Source organism: Streptomyces decoyicus (assembly GCF_019880305.1).
In the GTDB taxonomy this organism is placed as follows: domain Bacteria; phylum Actinomycetota; class Actinomycetes; order Streptomycetales; family Streptomycetaceae; genus Streptomyces; species Streptomyces decoyicus.
Genome location: NZ_CP082301.1, coordinates 2,290,283 through 2,315,273, shown reverse-complemented (window position 1 = coordinate 2,315,273; position 24,991 = coordinate 2,290,283). Strand labels below are relative to the sequence as shown.

General features: G+C 72.3%; 22 protein-coding genes. 17 read left to right on the top strand and 5 right to left on the bottom strand.

Annotated elements, in window-relative coordinates:
- Positions 1-111 precede the first annotated feature (111 nt).
- The 5 genes from K7C20_RS10165 (at position 112) to K7C20_RS10145 (ending at position 5,822) form a co-directional block, all read left to right on the top strand.
- Entirely contained in the window at positions 112-351 is a 240-nt protein-coding gene (locus K7C20_RS10165; protein WP_030086623.1) for a hypothetical protein, read from the top strand.
- 18 nt (positions 352-369) lie between these two features.
- Positions 370-1,743, top strand: a complete 1,374-nt coding sequence (locus K7C20_RS10160) for an NYN domain-containing protein (protein ID WP_053210160.1) — start codon at positions 370-372, stop codon at positions 1,741-1,743.
- A 303-nt stretch (positions 1,744-2,046) separates the two neighbouring features.
- Positions 2,047-3,072, top strand: a complete 1,026-nt coding sequence (locus tag K7C20_RS10155) for a C40 family peptidase (protein ID WP_030086617.1) — start codon at positions 2,047-2,049, stop codon at positions 3,070-3,072.
- Between the two features lie 272 nt (positions 3,073-3,344).
- On the top strand, positions 3,345-4,385 hold the full coding sequence (locus K7C20_RS10150) for an NlpC/P60 family protein (RefSeq protein ID WP_030086615.1): 1,041 nt from the start codon (positions 3,345-3,347) through the stop codon (positions 4,383-4,385).
- Positions 4,386-4,436: 51 nt separating this feature from the next.
- Positions 4,437-5,822, top strand: coding sequence for a hypothetical protein (locus K7C20_RS10145; RefSeq protein ID WP_053210159.1), 1,386 nt, complete (start codon positions 4,437-4,439; stop codon positions 5,820-5,822).
- Between the two features lie 106 nt (positions 5,823-5,928).
- Here K7C20_RS10145 and K7C20_RS10140 read toward each other — a convergent pair whose 3' ends face one another.
- A complete protein-coding gene (locus K7C20_RS10140) occupies positions 5,929-7,251 on the bottom strand; it encodes a glycosyltransferase 87 family protein (protein ID WP_053210164.1) in 1,323 nt (440 codons plus the stop codon).
- Between the two features lie 225 nt (positions 7,252-7,476).
- Here K7C20_RS10140 and K7C20_RS10135 point away from each other — a divergent pair, with 225 nt between their 5' ends.
- Complete coding sequence (locus K7C20_RS10135; protein WP_053210163.1) at positions 7,477-8,619, top strand: glycosyltransferase family 4 protein; 1,143 nt, start codon at positions 7,477-7,479, stop codon at positions 8,617-8,619.
- A 151-nt stretch (positions 8,620-8,770) separates the two neighbouring features.
- Here the strand turns inward: K7C20_RS10135 and K7C20_RS10130 are convergent, their stop codons facing one another.
- On the bottom strand, positions 8,771-10,567 hold the full coding sequence (locus tag K7C20_RS10130; protein ID WP_030086603.1) for an AMP-dependent synthetase/ligase: 1,797 nt from the start codon (positions 10,565-10,567) through the stop codon (positions 8,771-8,773).
- Positions 10,568-10,841: 274 nt separating this feature from the next.
- Between K7C20_RS10130 and K7C20_RS10125 the strand changes: the two genes are divergently transcribed.
- The 6 genes from K7C20_RS10125 to K7C20_RS10100 all read left to right on the top strand — a co-directional run bounded on the left by K7C20_RS10125 (position 10,842) and on the right by K7C20_RS10100 (position 16,062).
- A complete protein-coding gene (locus K7C20_RS10125; RefSeq protein WP_030086601.1) occupies positions 10,842-11,618 on the top strand; it encodes a metallophosphoesterase family protein in 777 nt (258 codons plus the stop codon).
- Between the two features lie 215 nt (positions 11,619-11,833).
- Positions 11,834-12,337: an SRPBCC family protein gene (locus tag K7C20_RS10120; protein WP_030086598.1), complete on the top strand. Its 504-nt coding sequence runs from the start codon at positions 11,834-11,836 to the stop codon at positions 12,335-12,337.
- 2 nt (positions 12,338-12,339) lie between these two features.
- Positions 12,340-13,542, top strand: coding sequence for an ArsA family ATPase (locus K7C20_RS10115; RefSeq protein ID WP_053210158.1), 1,203 nt, complete (start codon positions 12,340-12,342; stop codon positions 13,540-13,542).
- Between the two features lie 105 nt (positions 13,543-13,647).
- Positions 13,648-14,124: a DUF5304 domain-containing protein gene (locus K7C20_RS10110; RefSeq protein WP_030086596.1), complete on the top strand. Its 477-nt coding sequence runs from the start codon at positions 13,648-13,650 to the stop codon at positions 14,122-14,124.
- Positions 14,125-14,246: 122 nt separating this feature from the next.
- Positions 14,247-15,188: an ROK family glucokinase gene (locus K7C20_RS10105; RefSeq protein ID WP_030086594.1), complete on the top strand. Its 942-nt coding sequence runs from the start codon at positions 14,247-14,249 to the stop codon at positions 15,186-15,188.
- Positions 15,189-15,312: 124 nt separating this feature from the next.
- Positions 15,313-16,062: an endonuclease/exonuclease/phosphatase family protein gene (locus K7C20_RS10100; protein WP_160328767.1), complete on the top strand. Its 750-nt coding sequence runs from the start codon at positions 15,313-15,315 to the stop codon at positions 16,060-16,062.
- Position 16,063: 1 nt separating this feature from the next.
- Here K7C20_RS10100 and K7C20_RS10095 read toward each other — a convergent pair whose 3' ends face one another.
- Both K7C20_RS10095 and K7C20_RS10090 read right to left on the bottom strand, forming a co-directional pair.
- Positions 16,064-16,678 carry a hypothetical protein gene (locus K7C20_RS10095; protein WP_030086589.1) on the bottom strand — a complete coding sequence of 205 codons (615 nt, stop codon included), beginning with the start codon at positions 16,676-16,678 and terminating at the stop codon, positions 16,064-16,066.
- A complete protein-coding gene (locus K7C20_RS10090) occupies positions 16,665-17,462 on the bottom strand; it encodes an alpha/beta hydrolase (protein ID WP_030086587.1) in 798 nt (265 codons plus the stop codon). Before K7C20_RS10090 ends, K7C20_RS10095 begins: the two co-directional genes overlap by 14 nt.
- Before the next feature lie 162 nt (positions 17,463-17,624).
- Between K7C20_RS10090 and K7C20_RS10085 the strand changes: the two genes are divergently transcribed.
- From K7C20_RS10085 to K7C20_RS10065, 5 genes are all read left to right on the top strand, one after another.
- Entirely contained in the window at positions 17,625-18,371 is a 747-nt protein-coding gene (locus K7C20_RS10085; RefSeq protein WP_030086584.1) for a lysophospholipid acyltransferase family protein, read from the top strand.
- Positions 18,372-18,469: 98 nt separating this feature from the next.
- A complete protein-coding gene (macS, locus tag K7C20_RS10080; RefSeq protein ID WP_048830065.1) occupies positions 18,470-19,759 on the top strand; it encodes a MacS family sensor histidine kinase in 1,290 nt (429 codons plus the stop codon).
- A gap of 20 nt (positions 19,760-19,779) precedes the next feature.
- Positions 19,780-20,424, top strand: coding sequence for a response regulator (locus tag K7C20_RS10075; RefSeq protein WP_030992380.1), 645 nt, complete (start codon positions 19,780-19,782; stop codon positions 20,422-20,424).
- A 199-nt stretch (positions 20,425-20,623) separates the two neighbouring features.
- On the top strand, positions 20,624-21,652 hold the full coding sequence (locus K7C20_RS10070) for a 6-phosphofructokinase (RefSeq protein ID WP_053210157.1): 1,029 nt from the start codon (positions 20,624-20,626) through the stop codon (positions 21,650-21,652).
- 167 nt (positions 21,653-21,819) lie between these two features.
- Positions 21,820-22,836 (top strand): 2-hydroxyacid dehydrogenase, encoded by a 1,017-nt coding sequence (locus K7C20_RS10065; protein WP_030086576.1) that lies wholly within the window; start codon positions 21,820-21,822, stop codon positions 22,834-22,836.
- On the opposite strand, the gene K7C20_RS10060 is transcribed toward K7C20_RS10065, so the two are convergent.
- A complete protein-coding gene (locus K7C20_RS10060) occupies positions 22,802-24,841 on the bottom strand; it encodes an anthranilate synthase family protein (protein WP_053210156.1) in 2,040 nt (679 codons plus the stop codon). The genes K7C20_RS10065 and K7C20_RS10060 overlap by 35 nt on opposite strands.
- Positions 24,842-24,991 lie beyond the last annotated feature (150 nt).

Sequence of the window (24,991 nt, the reverse complement as noted above, 5' to 3'; positions counted from 1 at the left end):
CCGTCAGGCCGTAGGGTTACAGGCAGTACTTTGCGTACTTCCGCGATCCGACGGCGCACCGCGTGAACCGCGCAGCAGCACGAGACGATGAGCACGAAAGAGGACGACACGATGGCTGTTCCCCTGCCGACGGACGGAACCCGGTGGCGCTGCACGCTGTGCGGCAACCTCACGCGTTTCGATGTGACCCGCCGGTCCAAGGTCGTGGAGTACGTCCACCTGGACCTCGCCGGGGCGCCGACGGTCGAGGAGCGCGAGGTCCTCAGTGAGAGCATCGAGTCCGTGCGCTGCCGCTGGTGCAACGCGGTCGACCAGATCGAGCTGGTGGACCGTCCGGGCGCGAACGCCTGAGATCGGAGCGATGCAGCCGTGGTGGACCGTCCAGAAGGGGAGCCGGGGGCCCAGCGTGACGACGCACCCGAGGGTGCGGCCGACGAAGTGCTCGACCGTCCGCTGCCCGAGGGCGTGCGGCGCCGCGTCGTGGCGCTCACCGCGGAGTCGTTCGGCGCGCTGACCCTCGCCGAACTCCCGCCCCCGCTGCGGCAGTACGCCCGGTTCACCCCGACTCGTCGGGCCAAGTTCGCCGGAAATGCGATGGCCGCGGCGCTGGAGAGCGATGCGGTCTTCCGGCAGCGGATCGCCGGCAAGCTGCGCGAGGCGCAGTCCGAGCTCGCCGAGGCCCTGGAGCACGGCACCCCGCCCGCGGCCGCCGATCCGCTCGATGTCGCGGCGGCCGCCTATGTGCTGCGCCCCGAAGGGTGGGTCAAACTCGTCGCGGCGGCCGGTGAGGAGGCGCAGCGGGCGCGTGCCGAGCGGGCCGGCGAGGAGGCCGAGCGGGAGCTGGCCAGGCTGCGCGAGGAGCTGGCGCAGGCGCGCGGCGAAGCCCGTACGGAGGCCGACCGGATCCGGGGGGACCTGGACGCCCTCCGCAAGGAGAACGAATCACTGCGGCGCAAGCTGCGCAGCGCGCTGAGTGACGTCAAGCGCGGTGAGGCCGCGGTGCGCAAGGCCGAGGCCGCCATGGCGGACGTACGGGACCGGTCGGCCACGGAGAAGACCGCAGCGGACAGCGAAGTGCGCCGGCTCAAGGCCCGGATCGCCGAGGCCGAGGCGGCGCTGGAGGCCAGCCGGCGCTCCGCCCGCGAGGGCCGCAGCGTCGAGGACATGCGGCTGCGGCTGCTGCTGGACACGGTCCTGGACGCGGCACAGGGGCTGCGCCGCGAGCTGGCGCTGCCGCCCGCGAGCGTCCACCCGGCGGACACCGTCGAGGCGGTCGCGCCGGGCCGGATGACACCCAAGGACATTGCGGCGCGGGCACTGTCGGAGATGGACCCGGCGCTGCTCGACCAGCTTCTGGCGCTGCCGCAGGCGCATTTGGTGGTGGATGGCTACAACGTCACCAAAACCGGCTATCCGACCATGCCGCTCGACAAGCAGCGGCTGCGGCTGCTGGGCGGTCTCGCGGTGCTGGCGGCGCAGACCGGTGCGGAGATGACCTGTGTCTTCGACGGGGCGGAGCTGGCGGCGCCGGTGCTGCTCGCGCCGCCGCGCGGAGTCCGGGTCCTCTTCAGCAAACCGGGCGTAACGGCCGATGAGTTGATTCGTCAGCTGGTACGGGCCGAACCGCCCGGCCGCCCGGTCGTCGTGGTCTCCACGGACCGGGAAGTGGCCGACGGTGTGGCGAAGGCCGGGGCGCGGCCGGTCGCATCGGCCTTGCTCCTCAAACGACTTGCCCGGACCTGACGCACTGCCCGCCGGGAGCCGCCGCCACACCCAAAATCGCCGGCGATTCGTCTCTGAGCGTCAAGTGGCGCTCACTGCCTGTGTGATGTTGGTAAAGGATGGGACTCGTGGCGCAGATTTTTCCCCTGAGGATTTGAAGCGATCACAGCTCGGTTACTAAGGTCAGCCCCGAACCTTCATGAATCTGATCATCCAACCGGGATGAACGGTGAAGGAACCGCCGAGTCCGCGGCGTTCACGCGGAGCCGGGGTCTCACCCCCCACTTCCCGGTAGGCGGCTGGAGGAAGAAGGAGCTCGCCCCCGTGGCGTCCCACCGTCGACCCAAGCAGCCGAGCCGTACCCGCGTGACCGTGCTCACCGCCACCGCCGCGGCGGCCGTCGCCCTCTCGTCCCAGGCCGCCCAGGCCGACCCCCACCAGTCGAAGAAGGACGTCAAGTCCGAGGTCGACAAGCTCTACGGGGAGGCCGAGCAGGCCACCGAGAAGTACAACGGGGTGAAGGAGCAGCAGGAGAAGCTCCAGAAGGAGGTCGACGACCTCCAGGACAAGGTCGCCCGCGGGCAGGGTGACCTCAACCAGCTCCGCAAGGGCCTCGGCGCCGTCGCCTCCGGCCAGTACCGCAGCGGCAGCATCGACCCCTCGGTCCAGCTGTTCCTCTCCGGTGACCCGGACACCTACCTCGAAAAGGCCGCCACGCTCGACCAGTTGAGCGGCAAGCAGGCCGACCAGCTGAAGACCATCGCGGACAAGCAGCGCCGGCTCGCCCAGGAGCGCGAAGAGGCCGCGAGCAAGATCAAGGACCTCTCCGAGACCCGTAAGGCGCTCGGTGACAAGAAGGACGAGATCAAGGACAAGCTGGGCAAGGCCCAGGAGCTCCTCAACACCCTGACGGCCAAGGAGCGGGCGGCCATGCAGGCCGAGGAGAACCGCGCCAACCGCAGCAACGACCGGGTCAACCTCGGTGATGACGTCCCGGCGTCGCAGCGCGGTGCGGCCGCCCTGGCCGCCGCCCAGGGCAAGATAGGTTCCCCGTACGTCTGGGGCGCCACCGGCCCGTCGTCCTTCGACTGCTCGGGTCTGACGTCGTGGGCCTACCAGCAGGCCGGCCAGTCCCTGCCGCGTACCTCGCAGGCGCAGGCCAACGCCGGTACCCGGATCAGCTCGCAGAGCGCCCTCAAGCCCGGCGATCTGGTGCTGTTCTACAGCGACCTGCACCACATCGGCCTCTACGCCGGCAACGGCCAGGTGCTGCACGCGCCGAAGCCCGGCGCCGCCGTGCGCTACGAGCCCATGAGCAACATGGAGTTCGCGTTCGGCGTGCGGGTCTGAAAAGCCTCACAACGCTCTCAACCTGCCGCCCGAACGGGCGAATTGTGGCCTCGGCCGCTGACTTCCCGCCCCGCCGGTGACCTGCACAGTCACCGGCGGGGCGGCTTTTTGCGTACGAAAAGGCCGCTTTGGTCGGATCGTACCGGCGCCGTTACTGTCTGCCCTCGCAGCGTCCGGTTCACCGACCGCCCTCCCGGGGCGGCAGGGGCGTCCCCCAAGCTCTCGGCTGCGCTCGAACAGGGGGGATCCCCATCGGAAGGAGTTTGGCTCTCGTGGTGTCCCACCGCCGTACCTCGCAGCACGGCCAGACCACTCTCGCCGGGGTCACCGTGGTGTCGGCCGCCCTGGCGACCGCCGCCGCCGCGCTGTCGGCACCGCAGGCCTCCGCCGACCCCACCGCCCCCGCCGGCCGCGATACGGCGACCGCGCGGGTCGACCACCTCTACGAGCAGGCGGAGCGGGCCACCGAGAAGTTCAACGGCGCGGACGCACGCACCAAGAAGCTGCGCAAACAGGTGGCGGTCCTCCAGGACCGCACCGCCCGCACCCAGGAGCGGGTCAACCGGATGCGCGGCAGGCTGGGCGCTCTGGCCGCCGCCCAGTACCGGGCCGGCGGGATGGACCCCACCGTCCGGCTGATGCTCTCCGAAGGGCCCGACACCTACCTGGAGAAGGCCTCCGCCCTCGACCGGCTGGGCAACAGCCAGGCGCGCGAGCTGCACGGCCTGCGGGCAGCGCAGCGCTCCCTGGAGCAGCAGCGCAGGGAGGCCACCAGGAAGCTGGCGGAGCTGGAGGCCGGCCGCAAGGAGGTCGCGCGTCACAAGAAGGACGTCCAGCACAAGCTGGCCACCGCGCGGCGGCTGCTGAACGCGCTCCCCAGGGACACCAGGGAGGCCTACGCCAGGGCCTCCAGGAGCGACGGGCGCCATGAGGCGGTCCCGGACCTGCGGGGAGCCGCACCGGCCTCCGGGCGTGCCGCCGCGGCCGTCGCCGCGGTGCGCGCCGCGGTCGGCTCCCCGTACGCCTGGGGAGGCAACGGACCCTCGGCCTTCGACTGCTCCGGACTCACCCAATGGGCCTACGGCCGGGCCGGCGTCTCCCTCCCGCGTACCTCGCAGGCGCAGCGCGGCGCCGGGCGGCAGGTGTCACTGGGCCAGGCGCAGCCCGGTGACCTGGTCGTCTACCGCTCGGACGCCAGCCACGTCGGGATGTACGTCGGCAACGGCCAAGTGGTCCACGCGCCCTATCCCGGCGCCCGGGTCCGCTACGACCCCGTCGGGATGATGCCGATCTCGTCCATCACCAGGCCCTGAAGCCGGTCGCAGCGTTTTTGCCCCGGCCGGGCCGGATCTACGATCGTCCGCATGTCACACCAGTGGGCGAGAAGGCGGCCGTCGCGGGCCGCGGCGGCGGGCTGTGCCGCCCTGCTCCTCGCCCTGCTCGCCCCGGTGGCCGGCTGTGCGCCCGAGACCTCCACACCGGCCCGCTTCCCGGACGTCCAGCGGATGCTCGACACCCGTGCGCAGGCCGTCCAGCGGCGGGACGCGGCGGGCTTCCTCGCCTCCGTCGACCCGCGGGCCACCGGCTACCGGGACCGTCAGCGCGCGATGTTCGCCCATCTGGCAGGCGTGCCGCTGGCCGACTGGCACTACGACCTCGACTCGACCGGGGCCTTCCCGCTCCGGGCCGGAGAATCCGACGTGCGGCTGGCCGCCAAGGTACGGCTGCGCTACCGCCTCAAGGGCTACGACAGCTCGCCGGTGCACGCTGTCCAGTACCTCACCCTGACCCGGCGCGACGGCCGCTGGCTGATCTCCGCCGACACCGATGGCACGGCGGCGGGCAAGAGCGGCACCCGCCAGCTGTGGGACCAGGGCCCGGTGCGACTGGTCCGCGGCCGGCACAGCCTGGTCCTCGGCGGGCCCGCGCATCTGGCCCGGCTGAAGGACCTCGCGCGCCGGGTCGACCGGGCGGTGCCCGCGGTCTCCGACGCCTGGAAGGGGAAGTGGTCCCGGAAGGTCGTGGTGGAGGCGCCGGACTCGGTCGAGCGGATGGCGCAGCTGATGGGCAGCGACGACGCGTCCGGCTATGCGGGGATCGCGGCGGTCACCACCGGTGAGGCGGGCGTCGCGACGGCCACGCCCGCGGACCGCGTGATCATCAACCCCGACGCCTACGAGGAACTCAACGACCTGGGCCGCAGGGTGGTGCTCACCCACGAGACCGCGCATGTCGCCACCCGCACGGCCACCACGGTGGCCACGCCGCTGTGGCTCTCGGAGGGCTTCGCCGACTGGGTCGCCTACCGGGGCAGCCACCGCAAGCCTGTCACCATCGCCCCCGAACTCACGCGCGCGCTCGCCCGGGGCAGGGTCCCTGTCCGTCTGCCGACCGACGAGGACTTCGGCTTCAAGGCCGGCGCGAGCCGGCTGGCCAAGGCCTACGAGGGAAGCTGGCTGGCCTGCCGGATGATCGCCGGCAAGTACGGCGAGGCCAAGCTGATCGCCTTCTACCGCGCGGCGGGCAAGAGCGCGATACGTGCCTCGTCGGGGAGCGCGGGGGCGCCGATGGAGGCGGCCACGGCCGCTGCCGCCGGCTCCCGCCCGGCCTCAGGGGCCGTCGGCGACGGGCACCGCAGGCCGGCCCGCGCCGACCGGACGGACGGCGCCCTGCGCTCCCAACTGGGCATCAACCTCGCGGAGTTCACCCGGCAGTGGCGGGCCTATGTGAAGGCCCAGCTGCGGCGGTGAGCGGGGGCGGGCGCTCGCCGGGCCGGCCGGCCGCGCGGGTACCGCTGTCGGTCGTCCCGTGCGGGGGCGAGCTGTGGCAGTGCGCCTGGCAGTGCGCCACGGCGGCTCACCGGCCCGATGCCGCCGGCCCGTCCGCCGGTGCCTGCGAGGTGTGACGCGTGAGCCGCCCGGTGGCGGCGGTGGTCTCGCCGACCGGCCGGCGCGCGCTCACCACGCCGACGGGCTCCGTACGGCCGTGCCCGCTGCCGCGCGTCGCGACCCACAGCCGGCGGCAGGCGATCAGCGATGCGGCCACCAGCAGCCCGTTGCGCACGACCAGCAGCGCGACGCCCCGCGGAGCGCTCGCCACGACGTCCGCGAACCAGACGGGGAACTCCAGCAGCGTGACCCCGGTGGCCAGCAGCACCAGCACCGCCGGCAGCGCCTGCCGGCTGGCCCGTACGGTCACACACACGGCGGCGAGCCCCACCAGCCAGAGCATGTACTGCGGGCTGATGACACGGCTGGTCGTCGTGAACAGCAGGGTGGCGGTGAAGGCGGCATCGCACAGCGTCCCGGGGCCGGACTCCCGGGCGCGCACCCGCCACAGGAACAGCCAGCCCACGGCGGCGAGGCTCAGGGTGAGCGCCAGGGTGCTGACGAACGGAACGCCCGGCCCGAGGAACTCCAGCGAGCCGTAGTGCAGCAGCACCTGTCCGTCCCACCCGTACTGGCGGGCCACATGGAAGACCAGCGCGCCGAGCGACTCGACCTCCGTACCGCGGTCGCGCTGGAAGGTGAGGAAGGCCCACGCGCCCGGTGCCGCGGCCGCGGAGAGCAGGGCCAGCCCGGCCGCGGTGCCGGCCGCGCTCCACCACAGGGTGCGCGCCCGGCGGCCGCGCACCGCCGCCCCCGTCAGCAGCAGTACGGGCCAGACCTTCAGCAGCGCACCGAAGGCGACCAGCGCGCCCGCCACCCGCGGCCGGCGAGCGGCTGCGAACAGCGCGGCGGCGGCCACGGCGACGACCATCAGGTCGTAGCGGGCGTACGCGGTCGGGCCCAGCAGCGCGACGCCCGCGATCCACACCCAGGCCCCCGCCGGGCGATGGCCCGCCCGCCGACCGGCCCGCAGGAACAGCGCCAGCGCCGCCGCGTCCGTGACCAGGATCAGGGTGAAGAACGCCGGGGCGTAGTCCAGGAACGGCAGCAGGCCGGGGGAGAGGATCGCGAGCGCGGCGGCGGGCGGGTACTGCCAGGTCACATCGGCCAGCGGGAAGGTGCCGGTCTTCAGGATCCCGGACCAGCCCTGGTAGATCACCGAGACATCGGTGGTGACATCCGGCCCCGGCAGCACCAGCACCCTCAGGACGCACAGCAGGACCACGGCCCGGGTCACGGCCCATACCGCGACCGGGAGCCACACCCCGCGTGCTCTGCCGACGCCGCTCATCGTCACCTCGTCGTCCTCCTCGGCCGTTGCCCGACGGCGCCGGGTGCGGCCCGCCGGACACTGTGCCCTGCACACCGCTCCCCGCTCGTGCTGCCCGCACGGCGCCGGTGGCGGCTGGTCACGACCGTAGACGAGGGCCGGACCGGCAGGGCGGGCCGCCCCGCCGGGCCCGCCGACCGGTACTGTCGGGCCCGAACCGCCGAGACCGACCGCCGAGAGACCATCGTGCACAAGACCTTGATCGTCACGAACGACTTCCCGCCCCGGCCCGGCGGCATCCAGGCCTTCCTGCACAGCATGGCGCTGCGCCTGGACCCCTCCCAGGTCGTCGTCTACGCCTCGACCTGGAAGCGCGGTGCGGAAGGTCTCGCGGCCACCGCCGCCTTCGACGCCGAGCAGCCGTTCCCGGTGGTACGGGACCGTACGACGATGCTGCTGCCCACCCCGAGGGTGACCCGGCGGGCCACCGGGCTGCTGCGCGAACACGGCTGCTCCTCCGTATGGTTCGGCGCGGCGGCGCCGCTCGGGCTGATGGCGCCCGCGCTCCGCTCGGCCGGTGCGCGCCGCATCGTGGCGACCACGCACGGCCACGAGGCGGGCTGGGCCCAGCTGCCGGCCGCCCGCGGGCTGCTGCGCCGGATCGGCGAAGGCACCGACACGCTCACCTACCTCGGGGAGTACACCCGCTCGCGGATCGCCGGTGCGCTCACCCCGGAAGCCGCCGGGCGGATGGTCCAACTCCCGCCCGGGGTGGACGAGAAGACCTTCCATCCCGGTTCGGGGGGCGACGCCGTACGGGCCGCGCTCGGGCTCACCGGCCGGCCGGTGGTGGTGTGTGTCTCGCGGCTCGTGCCGCGCAAGGGCCAGGACACCCTGATCGAGGCGATGCCGGCCATTGTGGCCGCGGTGCCCGACGCCGTCCTGCTGATCGTCGGCGGCGGCCCGTACGAGAAGGAGCTGCACGCGCTGGCCCTGGCGAAGGGCGTCGGGGACTCGGTGCGCTTCACCGGCGCGGTCCCGTGGGAGGAGCTGCCGGCCCACTTCGGCGCCGGCGATGTCTTTGCGATGCCCTGCCGCACCCGCCGCGGCGGACTCGACGTCGAGGGCCTCGGCATCGTCTACCTGGAGGCCTCCGCCACCGGGCTCCCCGTGGTGGCGGGCGATTCGGGCGGCGCTCCCGACGCCGTCCTGGACGGCGAGACGGGCTGGGTCGTCCCCGGCGGCTTCCCGGCCCCCACCGCCGACCGCATCATCACCCTGCTCCGGGACCCCGCTCTGCGCCGCACCATGGGCGCACGCGGCCGCGCCTGGGTCGAGGAGAAGTGGCGCTGGGACCTGCTGGCGGAACGGCTGAAGGAACTGCTGTAGGGCTGCCGCGTTCTGCGTTCTGCGTTCTGCGTTCCGCGTTGCGCGTTGCGCGTTCCGGCGAACGAAAATCCGCCGCCGTGGCGAGCAGCCACGACGGCGGATTCGGCGGTACCGGACCGGCCTCGGCCCCAGCGCGGGCCGGACACCCCATCTACCCGCGGTAGATCGCCTCGATCTCCTCCGCGAAGTCCTTCGCCACCACGTTCCGCTTGAGCTTCAGCGACGGCGTGACATGGCCCGACTCCTCGGTGAACTGGGTCGGCAGAACACGGAACTTGCGTACCGACTCGGCCTTGGAGACCGCCGCGTTGCCGTCGTCGACGGCGCGCTGGACGGCGGCCAGCAGCTCCGGGTCCTCGGCGATCTGGGACGGCGTCACATCGGCGGGGTGGCCGTGCTCCTCGGCCCAGCGGGGCAGGAACTCCTCGTCGAGCGTGACCAGCGCGCCGATGAACGGCCGGCCGTCGCCGACGACCATGCACTCGGCGATCAGGGCGTGCGCCCGGATACGGTCCTCGATCACGGCCGGGGCGACGTTCTTGCCGCCCGCGGTGACCAGTATTTCCTTCTTGCGGCCGGTGATGGCGAGGTAGCCGTCCTCGTCGAGGGTGCCGAGGTCGCCGGTGTGGAACCAGCCGTCGGACAGCGCCTCCTTGGTGGCCGACGGGTTGTTCCAGTACTCGGTGAACAGGTGCTCGCCGTGCAGCAGCACCTCGCCGTCGTCGGCGATCCGCACGACCGAACCGGGCAGCGGCTGTCCGACGCTGCCGATCTTCTGCCGGTCCCAGGGGTTGAAGGCGGTCGCCGCACAGGACTCCGTCAGGCCGTAGCCCTCCAGGACGGTGAAGCCGATGCCGCGGTAGAAGTGGCCGAGGCGCTCACCGAGCGGGGCGCCGCCGGAGATGGCGTGGGTGGCGCGGCCGCCTAGGACGGCGCGCAGCCTGCCGTAGACCAGCCGGTCGAAGACCTTGTACTTCACCTTCAGGCCGAGGGACGGGCCCTCCGGGGTGTCCAGCGCGCGGCTGTAGGCGATCGCGATGTCCGCCGCCTTGTCGAAGATCTTGCCCTTGCCGTCGGCCTGCGCCTTCGCCCGCGCCGAGTTGTAGACCTTCTCGAAGACCCGGGGCACGCCCAGGACCAGCTTCGGCCGGAAGGAGGCGAGGTCGTCGGTGAGGTTCTTGATGTCGGGGGCGTGGCCCAGCTTGATGGGCGCCATCACCGCGGCGACCTGCACCAGCCGGCCGAAGACATGCGCGATGGGGAGGAAGAGGAGCACCGAGGACTCGCCGGTACGGAACAGCGGGCGCAGCCGCTCGACGATGTTGCCGCACTCCGCGAAGAAGCTGCGGTGGCTGAGCACACAGCCCTTGGGGCGGCCGGTGGTGCCGGAGGTGTAGACGATGGTGGCGGGCGAGTCCGCGTCGGCGAGCGCGCTGCGCGCATCCACCTCGGCGTCGGAGATGTCGGCGCCGGCCGCCCGCAGCCGGGCGATGGCGTCCCGCTCGATCTGCCAGATGTTCTCCAGGCCCGGCAGCCGGTCGCGGACCGACTCGACGGTCGCCTCGTGCGTGGGCGACTCCACCAGGCAGGCCACCGCGCCGGAGTCGCCGAGGATCCACTGGATCTGCTCGGCGGAACTGGTCTCGTACACGGGGACGGTGATGGCGCCGGCGCTCCAGATGGCGAAGTCCAGCAGCGTCCACTCGTAGCGCGTGCGCGACATCAGGCCGACCCGGTCACCGGGCTGCACCCCGGAGGCGATCAGACCTTTGGCGGCGGCGCGGACCTCGGCGAGGAAGGCGGCGGCGGTGACGTCCTGCCACGCGCCGTTCACCTTGCGTCCCATGACGGCAACATCCGGGTGCTGCGCGGCATTTCGACGGATAAGGTCCGTCAGATTGCCGTCCGCGGGGACCTCGTACAGGGCCGGAAGGCTGAACTCGCGCAAGACTGCTGCTCCTCAAAAGCGCCGGCGCCACGACGCTGTGTGTACACCGGCGGCGGTCCACGATCATGCAGGGGGGATTGGACTGCCCGGACGTTACCCATGGGTATTGCTTTTGGGATAGGGGGGAAAGGCCAGATGTTTGATGCGTCACACGCTGCGGGACACGCCATGGGGACTGTCCCGCGCAGACTAGACCAGCGGGTAGGTGACCCGAAAGTAACCCCAGGTCCGCCTACCCCTCCCCGCGCCCGCCCGCGCGATCTAGGGTGACGCCATGCGTGTGCATGTGGTCAGTGACGTACACGGCAACAGCCGGGACCTCGCGGCGGCCGGAACCGGCGCCGACGCCCTGCTCTGCCTCGGTGACCTGGTCCTCTTCCTCGATTACGCCGACCATTCGCGCGGCATCTTCCCCGACCTCTTCGGCGTCGAGAACGCCGACGCGCTGGTCGAACTGCGCACCGCTCGCCGCTTCGAGGAGGCCCGCGAACTGGGCCGCCGGCTGTGGGCCGGGCTCGACCGTTCGGGCGTGAGCCGTGAGTCGGTCATCGAGCGCGCGGTCCGCAAGCAGTACGCCGAACTCTTCGCGGCCTTCCCCACACCCACGTACGCCACCTACGGCAACGTCGACATCCCGCGCCTGTGGCCCGAGTTCACCGGACCGGGCACCACCGTCCTGGACGGGCAGCGGGTGGAGATCGGCGGCCGGGTCTTCGGGTTCGTCGGCGGCGGCCTGACCACACCCATGAGCACGCCGTACGAGATCAGCGACGAGGAGTACGCCGCCAAGGTCGAGGCGGTCGGCGAGGTGGACGTGCTGTGCACCCACATCCCGCCCGACGTCCCCGAGCTCTGCTACGACACCGTCGCCCGCCGCTTCGAGCGCGGCAGCGCGGCCCTGCTGCACGCCATCCGCACCACCCGGCCGCGCTACGCCCTCTTCGGCCACGTGCACCAGCCGCTCGCCCGCCGGGTCCGGATCGACGGCACGGAATGCATCAATGTCGGCCATTTCAATGCGACCGGGACGCCCTACGTCATGGAGTGGTGAGCCCGGACGCCTCAGGTCGCGGGCCCGGCGGTGAGCGGCCGGCCGCCGCCCCGCCCCGTCGTGCCGGGCCTGCTGGTGTCCGCCCGCCGTTGCCCGCGCGGTAGCCTTCAGCAGCAGAGACACCGCGTAAATTGGGGTCTCCCCGGCTCGAGAAGAGCGGAGAGCCGGGGAGGAGTCGGCGGACCGGCATGAAGCGGCATGGAGGAGTCACGGCGATGGCCGAACACACCAGCTCGAGCATCACGATCGAGGCGGCACCCGCCGAAGTGATGGGAGTGATCGCCGACTTTGACCGCTATCCGGAATGGACCGGCGAGGTCAAAGAGGCAGAGGTGCTGGCCAAGGACGACCGTGGCCGCGCCGAGCAGGTGCGCCTGCTGCTGGACGCCGGGGCGATCAAGGACGACCACACCCTCGCCTACACCTGGACCGGCGAGAACGAGGTCAGCTGGTCCCTGGTCAAGTCCCAGATGCTGCGCGCGCTCGACGGCTCCTACCGTCTCGCGGCGCTGGGCGGGGGCGCCCGCACCGAGGTGACGTACCAGCTCACCGTCGACGTCAAGATCCCGATGCTCGGCATGATCAAGCGCAAGGCCGAGAAGGTCATCATCGACCGTGCGCTGGCCGGGCTGAAGAAGCGCGTGGAGAGCGGCCCCGCCGACCAGGCCGCCGGGCCCGCCGACGCGGCCGAGTCCACCGACGAGGCCAAGAAGCTCTGAGCGTGCGCATCGTCCTCGTCACGGGCCCCGGCGGCGCGGGCCGCACCACGCTCGCCGCCGCGACCGCCCTGGCCGGCGCGCGCCGGGGCGCGCGGGCACTCCTGCTCACCACCGAGAGCAGCGCTCCGGAAACGGTGCTGGGCACCGCCCTCGGCGCCGACGCACCCACCCCGATAGCGCCGGGCCTGCACGCCCTGCGCATCGACCCCGGCGACCGCTTCCGCCAGGAATTCCTCGCCTTCCAGGAGCGGGCCGGCGCGGCCCTCGACCTGCTCGGCGCCAGCCCCCTCGACGAGGACGAACTCACCGAACTCCCCGGCTCCGAGGACTTCGCGCTGCTGCACGCGCTGCGCGCCGAACACGCCTCGGGCGCCTGGGACATGGTCGTCGTCGACATGCCCTCCGCCGCCGAAGCGATCCGGCTGCTCGCCCTGCCCGCCCAGGTGCGCCGCTATCTGCGCCGTCTGCTGCCGCCCGAGCGCCAGGCGGCCCGCGCGCTGCGCCCGGTGCTCGCCCAGCTCGCCGGCGTCCCGATGCCGGCCCAGAAGCTCTACGACGCCGCCGAGCGCTGGGAGAGCGAGCTCGCCGCCGTCCAGCGGGCGATCGACGACCCCGGCACCTCCGTACGCCTGGTCACCGACGCCGGCCCGGTCGCCGCCGCCAACCTGCGCACCATCCGTGCCGGACTCGCGCTGCACGGCCGGCGCACCGACGGCGTGGTCGTCAACCGGCTGCTGCCCACCGGCTCGTCCGACCCGTTCCTCGCCGCGCTCTCCGGCAGTCAGCAGACCGCCCTCAAGGCGCTGCGCGAGGAGTTCCCCGACCTCCCCGTCCACGAGGTGGCGCACCTGGGCCGCGACCCGCAGGGCGTCGACGAGCTCGACGAGCTGATCGGCGGGCCGGCCGGCGAGATCGGCGCGGACGGACCCGCCGACGGGGACCGCCCCGACCCCTGGACCGTCGAGGACCGGCTGGCCACCGACGGCATCCTCGTCTGGCGGGTGCCGCTGCCCGGCGCCGAACGCAAGGGCCTCGGCCTGGTGCGGCGCGGTGACGAGATCGTGGTCACCGTCGGCCGCTTCCGGCGGATCCGTACGCTCCCCTCCGCGCTGCGCCGCTGCACCGTCTCCGGCGCCGGACTGCGCGACGGCGCCCTGGAGATCCGCTTCACGCCCGATCCTGACCTGTGGCCCAAGAGCGACTGAACGCGGCACCACCGTTCGGGTACCGTCGAAGGTGGGCTGTGTCCCGACGTGTCCGTCCCGCACCCTTCGCCGTACCGCCTCGCCGCAGGAGTCACGGAGTTCCTCATGAGTGATGCCACCGAGCGCCCCGCCGACCGCAGGGCCGAGCCCGATGCCGACGCCTGGGCGGCTGCCTGCGCCGAGGATCTCGCGGCCGAGAAGGCCCGGCACCGTGCCGCCCACGGCCCGCAGCCGGGCAGCGCGACGGAGGAGCTGCGCAAGCTCGCCGAGGCGGTGACCGACAAGCTCGCCGGTATCCAGCTGCCCGGCGCGCTGGGCGGCATCGCCGCGCAGGGTGCCGTCAGCCAGCTGTTCAAGCAGGCCAAGGCCGCCGTCGAGCCGGTCATCGAGCGCAACCCCGACCTCTTCGACCACCTCGCCGCGGCCGGCTCCGAGCTGCTCGCCGCCTACCGCTCCGCCGTCGAGAGCAGCGAGCGCCGCTGGACCCGCGACGACCTCGACGAGGAGCCCGACGGCCGCCGCGGTGACGATCCGCGCGACGACGACGGCCCGACCGGCACCGAGCGGATCGATCTCGACTGACCCCTCAGGGCCTCGCCACCCAGGGGAAGCCGCCCAGGTCCACCACCTGAAGAGCACGGGCGGCACCCCCACCTCCGGTACGGTGGGACCTGGCGGGGTTCGAGCGAAAAACTGAGGGACACATGGGACTCACCATCGGCGTCGACATCGGCGGCACGAAGATCGCGGCCGGCGTGGTCGACGAAGAGGGCTCGATCCTTGAGACGTGCCAGGTTCCGACCCCGCATGCCACCGAGGCGCTGACCGAGGCCATCGCGGACGCGGTGCGGACCGTCGGGGCCGGGCATCACGTCGAGGCCGTCGGCATCGGTGCCGCCGGCTATGTCGACGAGAAGCGGGCCACGGTCCTGTTCGCCCCGAACATCGACTGGCGCCACGAACCGCTCAAGGACAAGGTCGAGCAGCGCGTCGGCCTCCCCGTGGTGGTCGAGAACGACGCCAACGCCGCGGCCTGGGGCGAGTACAAGTTCGGCGCCGGCCAGGGCCACAGCGACGTCATCTGCATCACCCTCGGCACGGGCCTGGGCGGCGGCATCATCATCGGCAACAAGCTGCGCCGCGGACGCTTCGGCGTCGCCGCCGAATTCGGCCACATCCGGGTCGTGCCCGACGGCCTGCTGTGCGGCTGCGGCAGCCAGGGCTGCTGGGAGCAGTACGCCTCCGGCCGCGCCCTGCTGCGCTACGCCCGCCAGCGTGCCTTCGCCACCCCCGAGAACGCCGAGATCCTGCTGGCGCTCGGCGACGGGACCTCCGAGGGTATCGAGGGCCGGCACGTCAGCGAGGCCGCCCGCCAGGGCGACCCGGTCGCCATCGACTCGTTCCGCGAGCTGGCCCGTTGGGCCGGTGCCGGTCTCGCCGACCTGGCCTCGCTCTTCGACCCGTCGGCCTTCATCGTCGGCGGCGGCGTCTCGGACGAGGGCGAACTGGTCCTGGACCCGATCCGCAAGTCCTTCCGCCGCTGGCTGGTCGGCAACCAGTGGCGGCCGCACGCCCAGGTGCTCGCCGCCCAGCTCGGCGGCAAGGCCGGTCTGGTCGGTGCGGCCGACCTGGCCCGCCAGGGCTGAGCGGCCGGGCGCCCTGCCACGCCCGCTCTTTCGCAGGACACCGTCCGTCGCGTCCCTCCGGGGATGCGGCGGACGGTGCTCTATCTTGGCCCGCGTGACGATCCCGGTGAGAGGACCCGCCGCCTTGATCCCGCTTCCCGACTCCCGTACCGAGCCCGACGGTACGGCCGTGATCCGCGTGCTCAGCTACAACATCCGCTCGATGCGCGACGACCGGACGGCGCTGGCCAGGGTCATCCGGGCCTGTGCCCCCGATCTCGTGCTGATCCAGGAGGCGCCGCGGTTCTTCCGCTGGCGCAAGGCCGCCGAGCGGCTGGCCCGCGCGGCCGGTCTGGTGTACGTCACCGGTGGGGGCACGGCCGCGGGCCCGATGATCCTGTCCACCCTGCGCGCCCATGTGGAGCACACCCAGGACGTGCTGCTGCCCCGCACCCCCGGACTGCACCAGCGCGGGTTCGCCACCGCCGTGGTCCGCATCGGCGGGGTCCGGCTCGGGGTGCTCAGCTGCCATCTCAGCCTCGCCGCCCGGGAGCGGGACGAGCAGGCCGGGCTGCTGCTGGAGCGGCTGGCCGCCATGGACGTGCCGTACGCCGTTGCCGGGGGTGACCTCAACGAGCGGCCGCAGGACCGTAGCTTCCGGCGGCTGGCGTCCTCGCTGACCGATGCCTGGGCGGCCGAGCCGTGGGGCGGGGAGCTCACCTCCACGCCCCGGGACCCGCATCAGCGGATCGACGCGATCTTCGCCACGAAGGGCGTGGAGGTCCTCGGCTGCGGTGTGCCGCACGGGCTGCCGGGGGTACGGGAGAGCGACCTCACGGCCGCGACGGATCATCTGCCGGTGCTGGCCGCACTGCGGCTGCCGGCCACGGGCTGATTCACACCACCGCGCCGCTGCCCGGCAGGTCGTCGTCGTCCTCGTCGTCCTTCTTCATCCGGGCCACCAGGGTGGCGAAACCGCCGAGGAAGCCGCCGATGCCCAGGACCGTGATCCACCACGTCACCGGCTGTTGCAGCAGCATCATGGCCACCAGCAGCATCGGACCGCCGATCACCGCGAGCCAGGCGAACTTGGTGGTGACATCGGCCTCCGGCAGCGGAGGCGGCTCGGGCGGGGTGAAGTGGCCCTCGTCGGTCTCGTCGAAGTCGTCGTCGGACGCCTCCGCGGCGGTCCAGTTGCGGGGGCCGACGCCCGGCGCGAAGACGACGAAGCTGCCCGGACGGGCGGGCTCCTCCTTGCCGTCCCCGGCCTTGTGGTCCCCGGCCTTGCTGTCGCCCGCCTTGTTGTCTCCCGCCTTGCTGTCGCCGTCCTTGCTGTCCCCGGCCTCGTCCTGCTCGGTGTCCTTCGTGCCGTCGCCTCCGGCCGGTTCGTCCTTGCCGGCGCCGTCTCCCGCGGCGAACGACGGCTGGTCGCCGTAGCCCGCCACGATCTCGGCCCAGGCGGCCTCTTCGTCCAGCGGGTCCCGGGGGTCGCGGGGGCTACGCTCCGGCACTGGCCGCCGTCCCCTCCGGAGTCGCGTCCGCCCCCGCACGGGGGGCGAGCCGGGTGATGAAGTGGAAGGTGTCCTGGCAGATGCGCTCCGCGTCGTGGTCGAGCGTGGCGACGTGGTAGCTGCGCTCCAGCAGCGTCTGGCGGACGTCCGTCGAGGAGACCCGGCTCAGGATGCGCTCGGAGTCCACCGGCGGTACGACATGGTCCTGCGGGCTGGTCATCACCAGCAACGGCTGGGTGACACCGGGGAGTTCGGAGTCGACCTGCTGGAAGAAGCGGCGCACCGAATACGCGGCGTGCAGCGGCACCCGGTCGTAGCCGACCTCCTCGGAACCGGGCTTGGCGATATCGCTCACCAGCCCCTTGGTCGTCCGGACGAGATGACGCAGCACCGGCAGCAGCGGCCCGGCGGCGTCGTGCACCTTGTTGGCGGGGTTGACCACGGCCACCCCGCTGATGGCGTCGCCGTGCTTGGCGGCCAGCCGCAGGGCCAGTGCGCCGCCCATCGACAGGCCGCAGACGAAGACCGAGGTGCAGCGCTCGGTCAGCGCCCGCAGCTCGCGGTCGACCTCGGCGTACCAGTCCTGCCAGGTCGTGATCTGCAGGTCCTGCCAGCGGGTGCCGTGACCGGGCAGCAGCGGCAGACTGACCGTGAGCCCTCGGTCGGCCAGGTATTCGGCCCAGGGGCGTACGGACTGGGGGGAGCCCGTGAAGCCGTGGCACACAAGGACGCCGACCTCTCCGCCGTCACGGCGGAACGGCTCGGCTCCGGGAAGGAGCGGCACCGGGGGACTCCGATCGATGAGGGGGCCTGGCGAGTTACCTCAGGGTACGCAAAGTGACGGCGGGCGGATAGGTCCGGCGACCGCCGCGGCGCGAGTGCGTCACCGCGGCAGGTTAAGGTCTTTGCGTCACACACAGGAGGCAGTCGGTTGATCTACGGCGCAATGAAGTTTTCCATCGGCGGGTCGCTGAAGCTTGCCTTCAGGCCCTGGGTGGAAGGCATCGAGAACATTCCCGCCGAGGGCCCGGCGATCCTCGCGAGCAACCATCTCTCCTTCTCGGACTCCTTCTTCCTGCCCGCGGTACTGGACCGGAAGATCACCTTCATCGCGAAGTCCGAGTACTTCACCTCGCCCGGTGTGAAGGGCAGGCTGACCGCCGCTTTCTTCAAGGGCGTGGGCCAGCTGCCGGTGGACCGCTCGGGCGGCCGGGGCGCGGGCGAGGCGGCGATCAAGAGCGGCATCGAGGTGCTGGAGCGCGGTGAGCTGTTCGGCATCTACCCGGAGGGCACCCGCTCCCCGGACGGCCGGCTCTACCGCGGAAAGCCGGGCGGTCTGGCGCGGGTGGCGCTGGCCACCGGGGCGCCGGTCATCCCCGTGGCGATGATCGACACCGAGAAGGTGCAGCCTCCGGGCAAGATCGTGCCGAAGATGATCCGGCCGGGCATCCGCATCGGCACGCCACTGGACTTCACCCGCTATCAGGGCATGGAGGGCGACCGCTTCATCCTGCGGTCGGTCACCGACGAGGTCATGTACGAGATCATGAAGCTGTCCGGCCAGGAGTACGTCGACATCTACGCGACCGCGGCCAAGCGGCAGCTGGCCGATGCCGCGAAGGCCGAGACGGCACAGGCCGAGGCGAAGAAGAAGGCCGAGGCGGAGCGGGCCAGGAAGGCCGCCGCCGAATAGACGGGCAGGGCCGACACCGGGCGTGAACGCGCCCGGCGAGGGGGACGGCAATGACGGATACGGACACGGATACGGCTATACCGACGGTGAGCGGCGCCATGGCCGCCAGACGCCATGGCAAGCGCCCGCCGAAGGTGCTGCGGATGTCGGTCGAACTCCCGCTGTGGCGCGCACTCACCGGCTACCGGATCCTCACCCTCGTCTACACCCTGTGCCTGGTCGCGCTCTCCTACCGGCACTACGACCATCCGCTGGGCGCCGCCGCCTACATGGGCGTGCTCACCGTCTGGATGGTGCTGACCTGGCGCTGTACGACCTCGGCGGAGCGCTGCACCCGGCAGTTCCTGGTCGCCGACCTCGGCTTCGCGATCGGCGGCATCCTGCTCACGCTCGTGGTCGACAGCCACGCCCGCATCATGGACGGCGGGCCGACGCTGCCGTCCATCTGGACGGCGGGTGCCGTCCTCGGTTTCGCGATCAAGGGCGGCTGGCGCTGGGCCGCGGTGGCCTCCGCCATCGTGGCGGTGGCCAATCTCGTCGAGCGCCAGGAGCTGGCCCGCGACACCATCCACAACGTGGTGCTGGTGTGGGTGGCCAGCGTCGGCCTCGGCTATGTCGTCGAGGTGGCCCGTTCCAGTGAGCGCACCCTCGCCCGAGCCCTGCAGATCGAGGCCGCCACCCGGGAACGGGAACGGCTGGCCCGCGACATCCACGACAGCGTGCTCCAGGTGCTGGCGATGGTGCAGCGGCGCGGCGCCGAGATCGGCGGCGAGGCGACCGAACTCGGCCGGATGGCCGGTGAACAGGAGGTCGCGCTGCGGACCCTGGTCGCCGGCGGTCTGGTGTCGCCGCCCGGGATCCGGTTCGGCGGGGCGGCGTCCGCGGTGCCGCACCCGGCGGGCGAGGGCGGACGCGAGGGCACCCTGGCGCCCGCCGGGGCCGCTTCGGCGTCGGCCGGCGAGCCGTGCGATGTCCGGGCGCTGCTCGCGCCGTACGCGGGGGCCGGCGTCACCTTCTCCGAGCCCGGCGCCCCGGTCGCGCTGCCGGCCGCCGCGGCGGCCGAACTCGCGGCCGCTGTCAGTGCCGCGTTGGACAATGTACGGGTGCATGCGGGGGCCGAGGCCCACGCATGGATCCTGGTGGAGGACGAACCGCATGCGGTGATCGTGACGGTCCGCGACGACGGCCCCGGCATTCCCGAGGGCCGGCTCGCGGACGCCGAGCGCGAGGGCCGTCTGGGGGTGGCCCTGTCGATCCGCGGGCGGCTGCGGGATCTGGGCGGCAGCGCGGAGTGGGTCTCGGTCCCCGGCCAGGGCACGGAAGTGGAGTTGACGGTTCCCAAGGGCGGCGCGCCCGGGGGTGGCAAGCGGGGGAAGGCCGGAGCGTGAACGAGCAGGGGCTGAAGGTCATGGTGGTCGACGACCACCCGATGTGGCGGGACGCGGTCGCGCGGGATCTGGCGGAGGCCGGGTGCGAGGTGGTGGCGACGGCCGGCGACGGCCTCCAGGCGGTGCGCAGGGCGCAGGCCGCGGGGCCCGATGTGCTGGTCCTGGACCTCAATCTGCCGGGGCTGCCCGGCGTGGCGGTGTGCAAGGAGCTGGTCGGCGCCAATCCGGCGCTGCGGGTGCTGGTGCTGTCCGCGAGCGGTGAGCACGCCGATGTCCTGGAGGCGGTCAAGTCCGGGGCGACCGGCTATCTGCTGAAGTCGGCGAGCACCGAGGAGCTGCTGGACGCGGTGCGGCGCACGGCCGCCGGCGATGCGGTGTTCACACCGGGCCTGGCCGGTCTGGTGCTCGGCGAGTACCGCAGGCTGGCCACCGAGCCGGCCCCGGCGACGCCGGACGAGCCGGGCGCACCGCAGTTGACGGACCGGGAGACCGAGGTGCTGCGCCTGGTCGCCAAGGGACTCTCGTACAAGCAGATCGCCGAACGGCTGGTCATCTCGCACCGCACGGTGCAGAACCACGTCCAGAACACCCTCGGCAAGCTCCAGTTGCACAACCGCGTGGAGCTGGTGCGCTATGCGATAGAGCGCGGCCTCGACGAGGCGTGAGCGGCGCGGTCACCGGCCGGGCCGGCCATGACCCGGCCGGAGCCGCTCGTACGGGTGAACGGCCCGGATCAACTCCCCGTTAAATCACCGACATCACCCTTTGTCCCATCCCTGAGTGACCCAGATCACCATTAGCGTGGCCGGGGTCGGCTCACACACGGCCGTGCGCGGCCACTGACGGGATGTAGGTGAAGCAGCGATGCGGGTCGGAGTACTGACCGGCGGCGGCGACTGCCCGGGTCTGAACGCAGTGATCAGAGGCATTGTCCGCAAGGGCACCCAGGAGTACGGATACGAATTCGTCGGCTTCCGGGACGGCTGGCGCGGGCCGTTGGACGGCGACACGGTGCCGCTGGACATCCCGGCGGTACGCGGCATTCTGCCCCGTGGCGGCACGATCCTCGGCTCCTCGCGGACCAACCCCTTCAAGGAGGACGACGGCGTCCGCAGGATCAAGGAGACGCTCGCCAAGGAGGAGGTCGAAGCACTGATCGCGATCGGCGGCGAGGACACCCTCGGCGTCGCCGCCCGGCTCTCCGGCGAACACGCGATCCCCTGTGTCGGCGTCCCCAAGACCATCGACAACGATCTGTCGGCCACGGACTACACCTTCGGCTTCGACACCGCCGTCGGCGTCGCCACCGAAGCCATCGACCGGCTGCACACCACCGCCGAGTCCCATATGCGGGTGCTGGTCGTCGAGGTGATGGGCCGGCACGCCGGCTGGATCGCCCTGCACTCCGGCCTCGCCGGCGGGGCGAACGTCATCCTCATCCCGGAGCAGCGCTTCGACATCGAGCAGGTCTGCCGGTGGATCGACTCCCGCTTCAAGGTCCGCTACGCCCCGATCGTGGTCGTCGCCGAGGGCGCCATGCCCAAGGACGGCCAGATGGTGCTCAAGGACAGCTCCACCGACTCCTTCGGGCATGTCCGGCTGTCCGGGGTGGGGGAGTGGCTGGCCAAGGAGATCGAGGCACGTACGGGCAAGGAGGCGCGTACGACGGTCCTCGGGCACACCCAGCGCGGCGGTACGCCCAGCGCCTTCGACCGCTGGCTCGCCACCCGCTTCGGGCTGCACGCCATCGACGCGGTGCGCGACGGCGACTTCGGCAAGATGGTCGCGCTGCGCGGCACGGACATCGTCCGGGTGCCGATCGCGGAGGCGACCGCGAAGCTCAAGACCGTCGATCCGGCGCTCTATGCCGAGGTCGGGGTGTTCTTCGGCTGAGCGGCGCCGCCGCCCCCTCTTCCCGTACCCCGTAGTCCTCCCGCCGGCCGTCGTGCACTCCGGGCGGCATCACCGGGCGATGGGCCGTATATTCGCCCTACACGGCATATCCGGCCTATCGCCCATAGGCGGGAGAACGGAACCGGCGGGAGAACCCGGGAGAGCTCGTGGAGATCGTCGCCTTCGGTGTACAGGCGGATGAGCAGCCGTTCCTGGACAAGGCCTTCGCCGGCCGTCACCAGGTCCGCAGCCTGGATGTCTTCCTCAACCGCGACACCGCCCCCATCGCGCGCGGCTACGAGATCGTCAGCTCCAGCGTCAACGCCGATCTGGGCGCGGACGTCCTGCAGACCCTCGCGGCCGGCGGGACGAAGATGATCGCCCAGCGCTCCACGGGCTTCAACAACATCGATCTGGAGGCCGCGGCCGACCTCGGGATGAGCATCGGCCGGGTCTCCTTCTACTCCCCCCACGCGGTCGCCGAATTCGCCTGGACCCTCGCGCTGGCCGTCAACCGGCGGATCGTCCGGGCCACGAACCGCACCCGTAACTTCGACTTCCGGCTGGACGGCCTGATGGGCCGCGATCTGCGCGGGCGGACGGCGGGGGTGGTCGGCACCGGCAAGATCGGCGAGGCCTTCACCCGGATCGCCCATGGCTTCGGGATGAACCTGCTGGGCTGGGACCTCGCCGAGAACCCGCGCTGCATCGAGCTGGGCATGAAATACGTCCCCCGGGAGCGGCTGTTCGCCGAGGCGGATCTGATCACCCTCCATGTCCCGCTGGTTGCGGACACCCGGCGGCTCGTCGACGCCGCCGCGCTGGCCGCGATGAAGGACGACGCGATCCTCGTCAACTCCAGCCGCGGCGGGCTCGTCGACACCGCGGCCCTCGTCGAGACGCTCAAGGCCGGCCGGCTCACCGGCGTCGGGCTGGACGTCTATGAGGAGGAGGCCAAATTCTTCTTCTTCGACAAGTCCCTGGACATCATCGACGACGACACCCTCGCCCGCCTGATGACCTTCGGGAACGTGCTGGTCACCTCGCACCAGGCGTACTTCACCGAGGAGGCGGTGGGCCAGATCGTCGAGGCCACCGTGGCCAATGTCGAGGACTACCTGGCCCACCGCACCAACGAGAACATGCTGGTCACACGAGGACAGCTGCCAACAGCTGGGCGGTGACCGAGGCGCCGTCCAGGCTCAGCACCGACTCGGGGTGGAACTGCACGCCCGCAAAGCCCGGACCGCGCAGCGCATGCACCTCTCCGGTGTCCGCGTCCCGGCTCAACTCGACGCGGTGCATGGCGAGTTCGGTCGCCGTGGTGTCGTCACAGCGGGCCGTGAAGGTGTTGTAGAAGCCGACCGTCTCCTGGTGCCCGAAGAAGTCGATCCGCTCCTGCGCGCCCTGGTAGGGCACCTCCTTGCGGACGATCTCCAGCCCCAGCTCCGCGGCGAGCAGTTCATGGCCGAGGCACACCCCCAGCAGGCCGTCGCGGTGCCCGGCGACCAGCTCGGCGGTCAGCGACCGCAGAAAGCGCATCTTGGGGTCGGCGGCGTCCGACGGGTCGCCCGGTCCCGGGCCCAGCACGATCGGGCCCCGGTGCGCGCGGGCGGCCTCGCGCAGCCCCGGCTCGTCGAAACGGCGCACGGTGACGGTCAGCCCCGAGGTGCGCAGCAGATGCGCCAGCATCGCGGTGAAGGTGTCCTCCGCGTCGACGACCAGCGCATGCCCGCTCAGCTCGGCGGTCGGCGCGGTGGTCTGCATCCGCAGCCAGAACGGCGCCAGGTCGGCGCGGCGGGCATCCAGCGCGGCCTGCACCCGGGGGTCGTCGGCCAGCCGCCGCCCCCGGTCCCCGGCCGCCGGACGCGCGGGCGCCGGCCGTACTCCCAGCGCGCTCAGCACACCCGCGGCCTTGGCGTGCGTCTCGGCGACCTCGCTGTGCGGGTCGGAGGCGCGGACGAGGGTGGCGCCCACCGGCACCCGCAGCCGGCCGTCGGCGGCAATATCGGCGGTACGGATCAGGATCGGTGAGTCCAGCGTCTGGGCGCCGCCCGCATCCCGGCCGATCAGCGCCAGCGCCCCCGCGTAGTAGCCACGGCCCCGCCCGTCGGGGCCCACCGGCTCGTACCGCTCGATCACCCGGCAGGCGTTCTGCACCGGCGACCCGGTGACCGTCGCCGCGAACATCGTCTCCTTGAGCACCTCGCGCACATCGAGGGTGGACCGGCCGCGCAGCTCGTACTCGGTGTGCGCGAGATGCGCCATCTCCTTGAGCCGGGGCCCGATCACCACCCCGCCCTTGTCGCCGACGGTGCACATCATCTTCAGCTCCTCGTCCACCACCATCGACAGCTCCTCGACCTCCTTGCGGTCGCCGAGGAACGCCAGCAGGCTCTCGGGGGTGGGGCCGCCCTCCGGGTAGCGGTAGGTGCCGCTGATCGGGTTCATCACGACCGTGCCGGCCGCTCGCCCGCCGTCCTCGGACGCCGCCGCCTCGCCTCCGCCCCGCCCGCCGGTCATCCGGACATGCACCTCGGGGCTGGCGCCGACCAGGGTGCGCACCCCGGGGCGGTGCACCACGTACGTCCAGTACGCCCCGCGCTCACCGGACAGCAGCCGCCGGAACAGCGCCAGCGCGTCGGCCGCCGAGAAGTCCGCGATCGTGCCCTCGAACGTCCTGCGGACCACGAAGTTCGCGCCCTCGCCGGTGCCGATCTCGTCCCGTACCACCCGCCCGACGATCTCGGCGTAGGCGTCGTCGTCCACGTCGAACGCCCCGTCCGTCACCTGTACGTCGTGTCCGGGCAGCGCCGCCAGCACCTCGTCCAGGGGCAGCTCGGCACTCTCGCGGGGGCGCAGCACGGCCAGCGGTGTGCCGTCGTCATGGGCCCGGAAGCCGCGCTCGCGGATCTGCCGGAACGGGATCAGCGCGAGCGCATCGGTCACCGGCGCGTCCGGCACCCCTTCGCCCAGCGGGATGTCGGCCAGCCGCCCGACCTCGTCGACCTCACCGATCAGCACCTCGACGGTGGGGGCACCTCCCGCTCGAGCGAAGCCGAGAGTGGGGGAGGCCGCCTCCCGCCCGGGGGAGCGGCGGTGCAGCAGCGCGAAGGGCGGGCAGGCGGGGTCGAGCAGCCGCTGGACGAGTGCGGCGGCGTCGGTGCGGGCTGGGGGCTCGCGGTGCATGACGGGGTTCCTTCCGGACAGAGGAGGAACGGCCGCCGGAAAGGCTGAAGGCCGCCCCTCGGGCGGCCTTCGCGAAGTGGGTGATGTGCGCGCGAATCAGTGGGCCGCCGGATGAGCGGTCCACCACCAGTTCCTGTTCATGGCCGGTTG

What these genes read in the sequence shown, in the direction of transcription:
- K7C20_RS10165 (WP_030086623.1), top strand. Translation starts at nt 112, where the DNA reads ATGGCTGTTCCCCTGCCGACGGACGGAACCCGGTGGCGCTGCACGCTG.
- K7C20_RS10145 (WP_053210159.1), top strand. Translation starts at nt 4,437, where the DNA reads ATGTCACACCAGTGGGCGAGAAGGCGGCCGTCGCGGGCCGCGGCGGCG.
- K7C20_RS10140 (WP_053210164.1), bottom strand. Translation starts at nt 7,251, where the DNA reads ATGAGCGGCGTCGGCAGAGCACGCGGGGTGTGGCTCCCGGTCGCGGTA.
- K7C20_RS10125 (WP_030086601.1), top strand. Translation starts at nt 10,842, where the DNA reads ATGCGTGTGCATGTGGTCAGTGACGTACACGGCAACAGCCGGGACCTC.
- K7C20_RS10120 (WP_030086598.1), top strand. Translation starts at nt 11,834, where the DNA reads ATGGCCGAACACACCAGCTCGAGCATCACGATCGAGGCGGCACCCGCC.
- K7C20_RS10110 (WP_030086596.1), top strand. Translation starts at nt 13,648, where the DNA reads ATGAGTGATGCCACCGAGCGCCCCGCCGACCGCAGGGCCGAGCCCGAT.
- K7C20_RS10105 (WP_030086594.1), top strand. Translation starts at nt 14,247, where the DNA reads ATGGGACTCACCATCGGCGTCGACATCGGCGGCACGAAGATCGCGGCC.
- K7C20_RS10085 (WP_030086584.1), top strand. Translation starts at nt 17,625, where the DNA reads ATGAAGTTTTCCATCGGCGGGTCGCTGAAGCTTGCCTTCAGGCCCTGG.
- macS (WP_048830065.1), top strand. Translation starts at nt 18,470, where the DNA reads ATGGCCGCCAGACGCCATGGCAAGCGCCCGCCGAAGGTGCTGCGGATG.
- K7C20_RS10075 (WP_030992380.1), top strand. Translation starts at nt 19,780, where the DNA reads ATGGTGGTCGACGACCACCCGATGTGGCGGGACGCGGTCGCGCGGGAT.
- K7C20_RS10070 (WP_053210157.1), top strand. Translation starts at nt 20,624, where the DNA reads ATGCGGGTCGGAGTACTGACCGGCGGCGGCGACTGCCCGGGTCTGAAC.
- K7C20_RS10060 (WP_053210156.1), bottom strand. Translation starts at nt 24,841, where the DNA reads ATGCACCGCGAGCCCCCAGCCCGCACCGACGCCGCCGCACTCGTCCAG.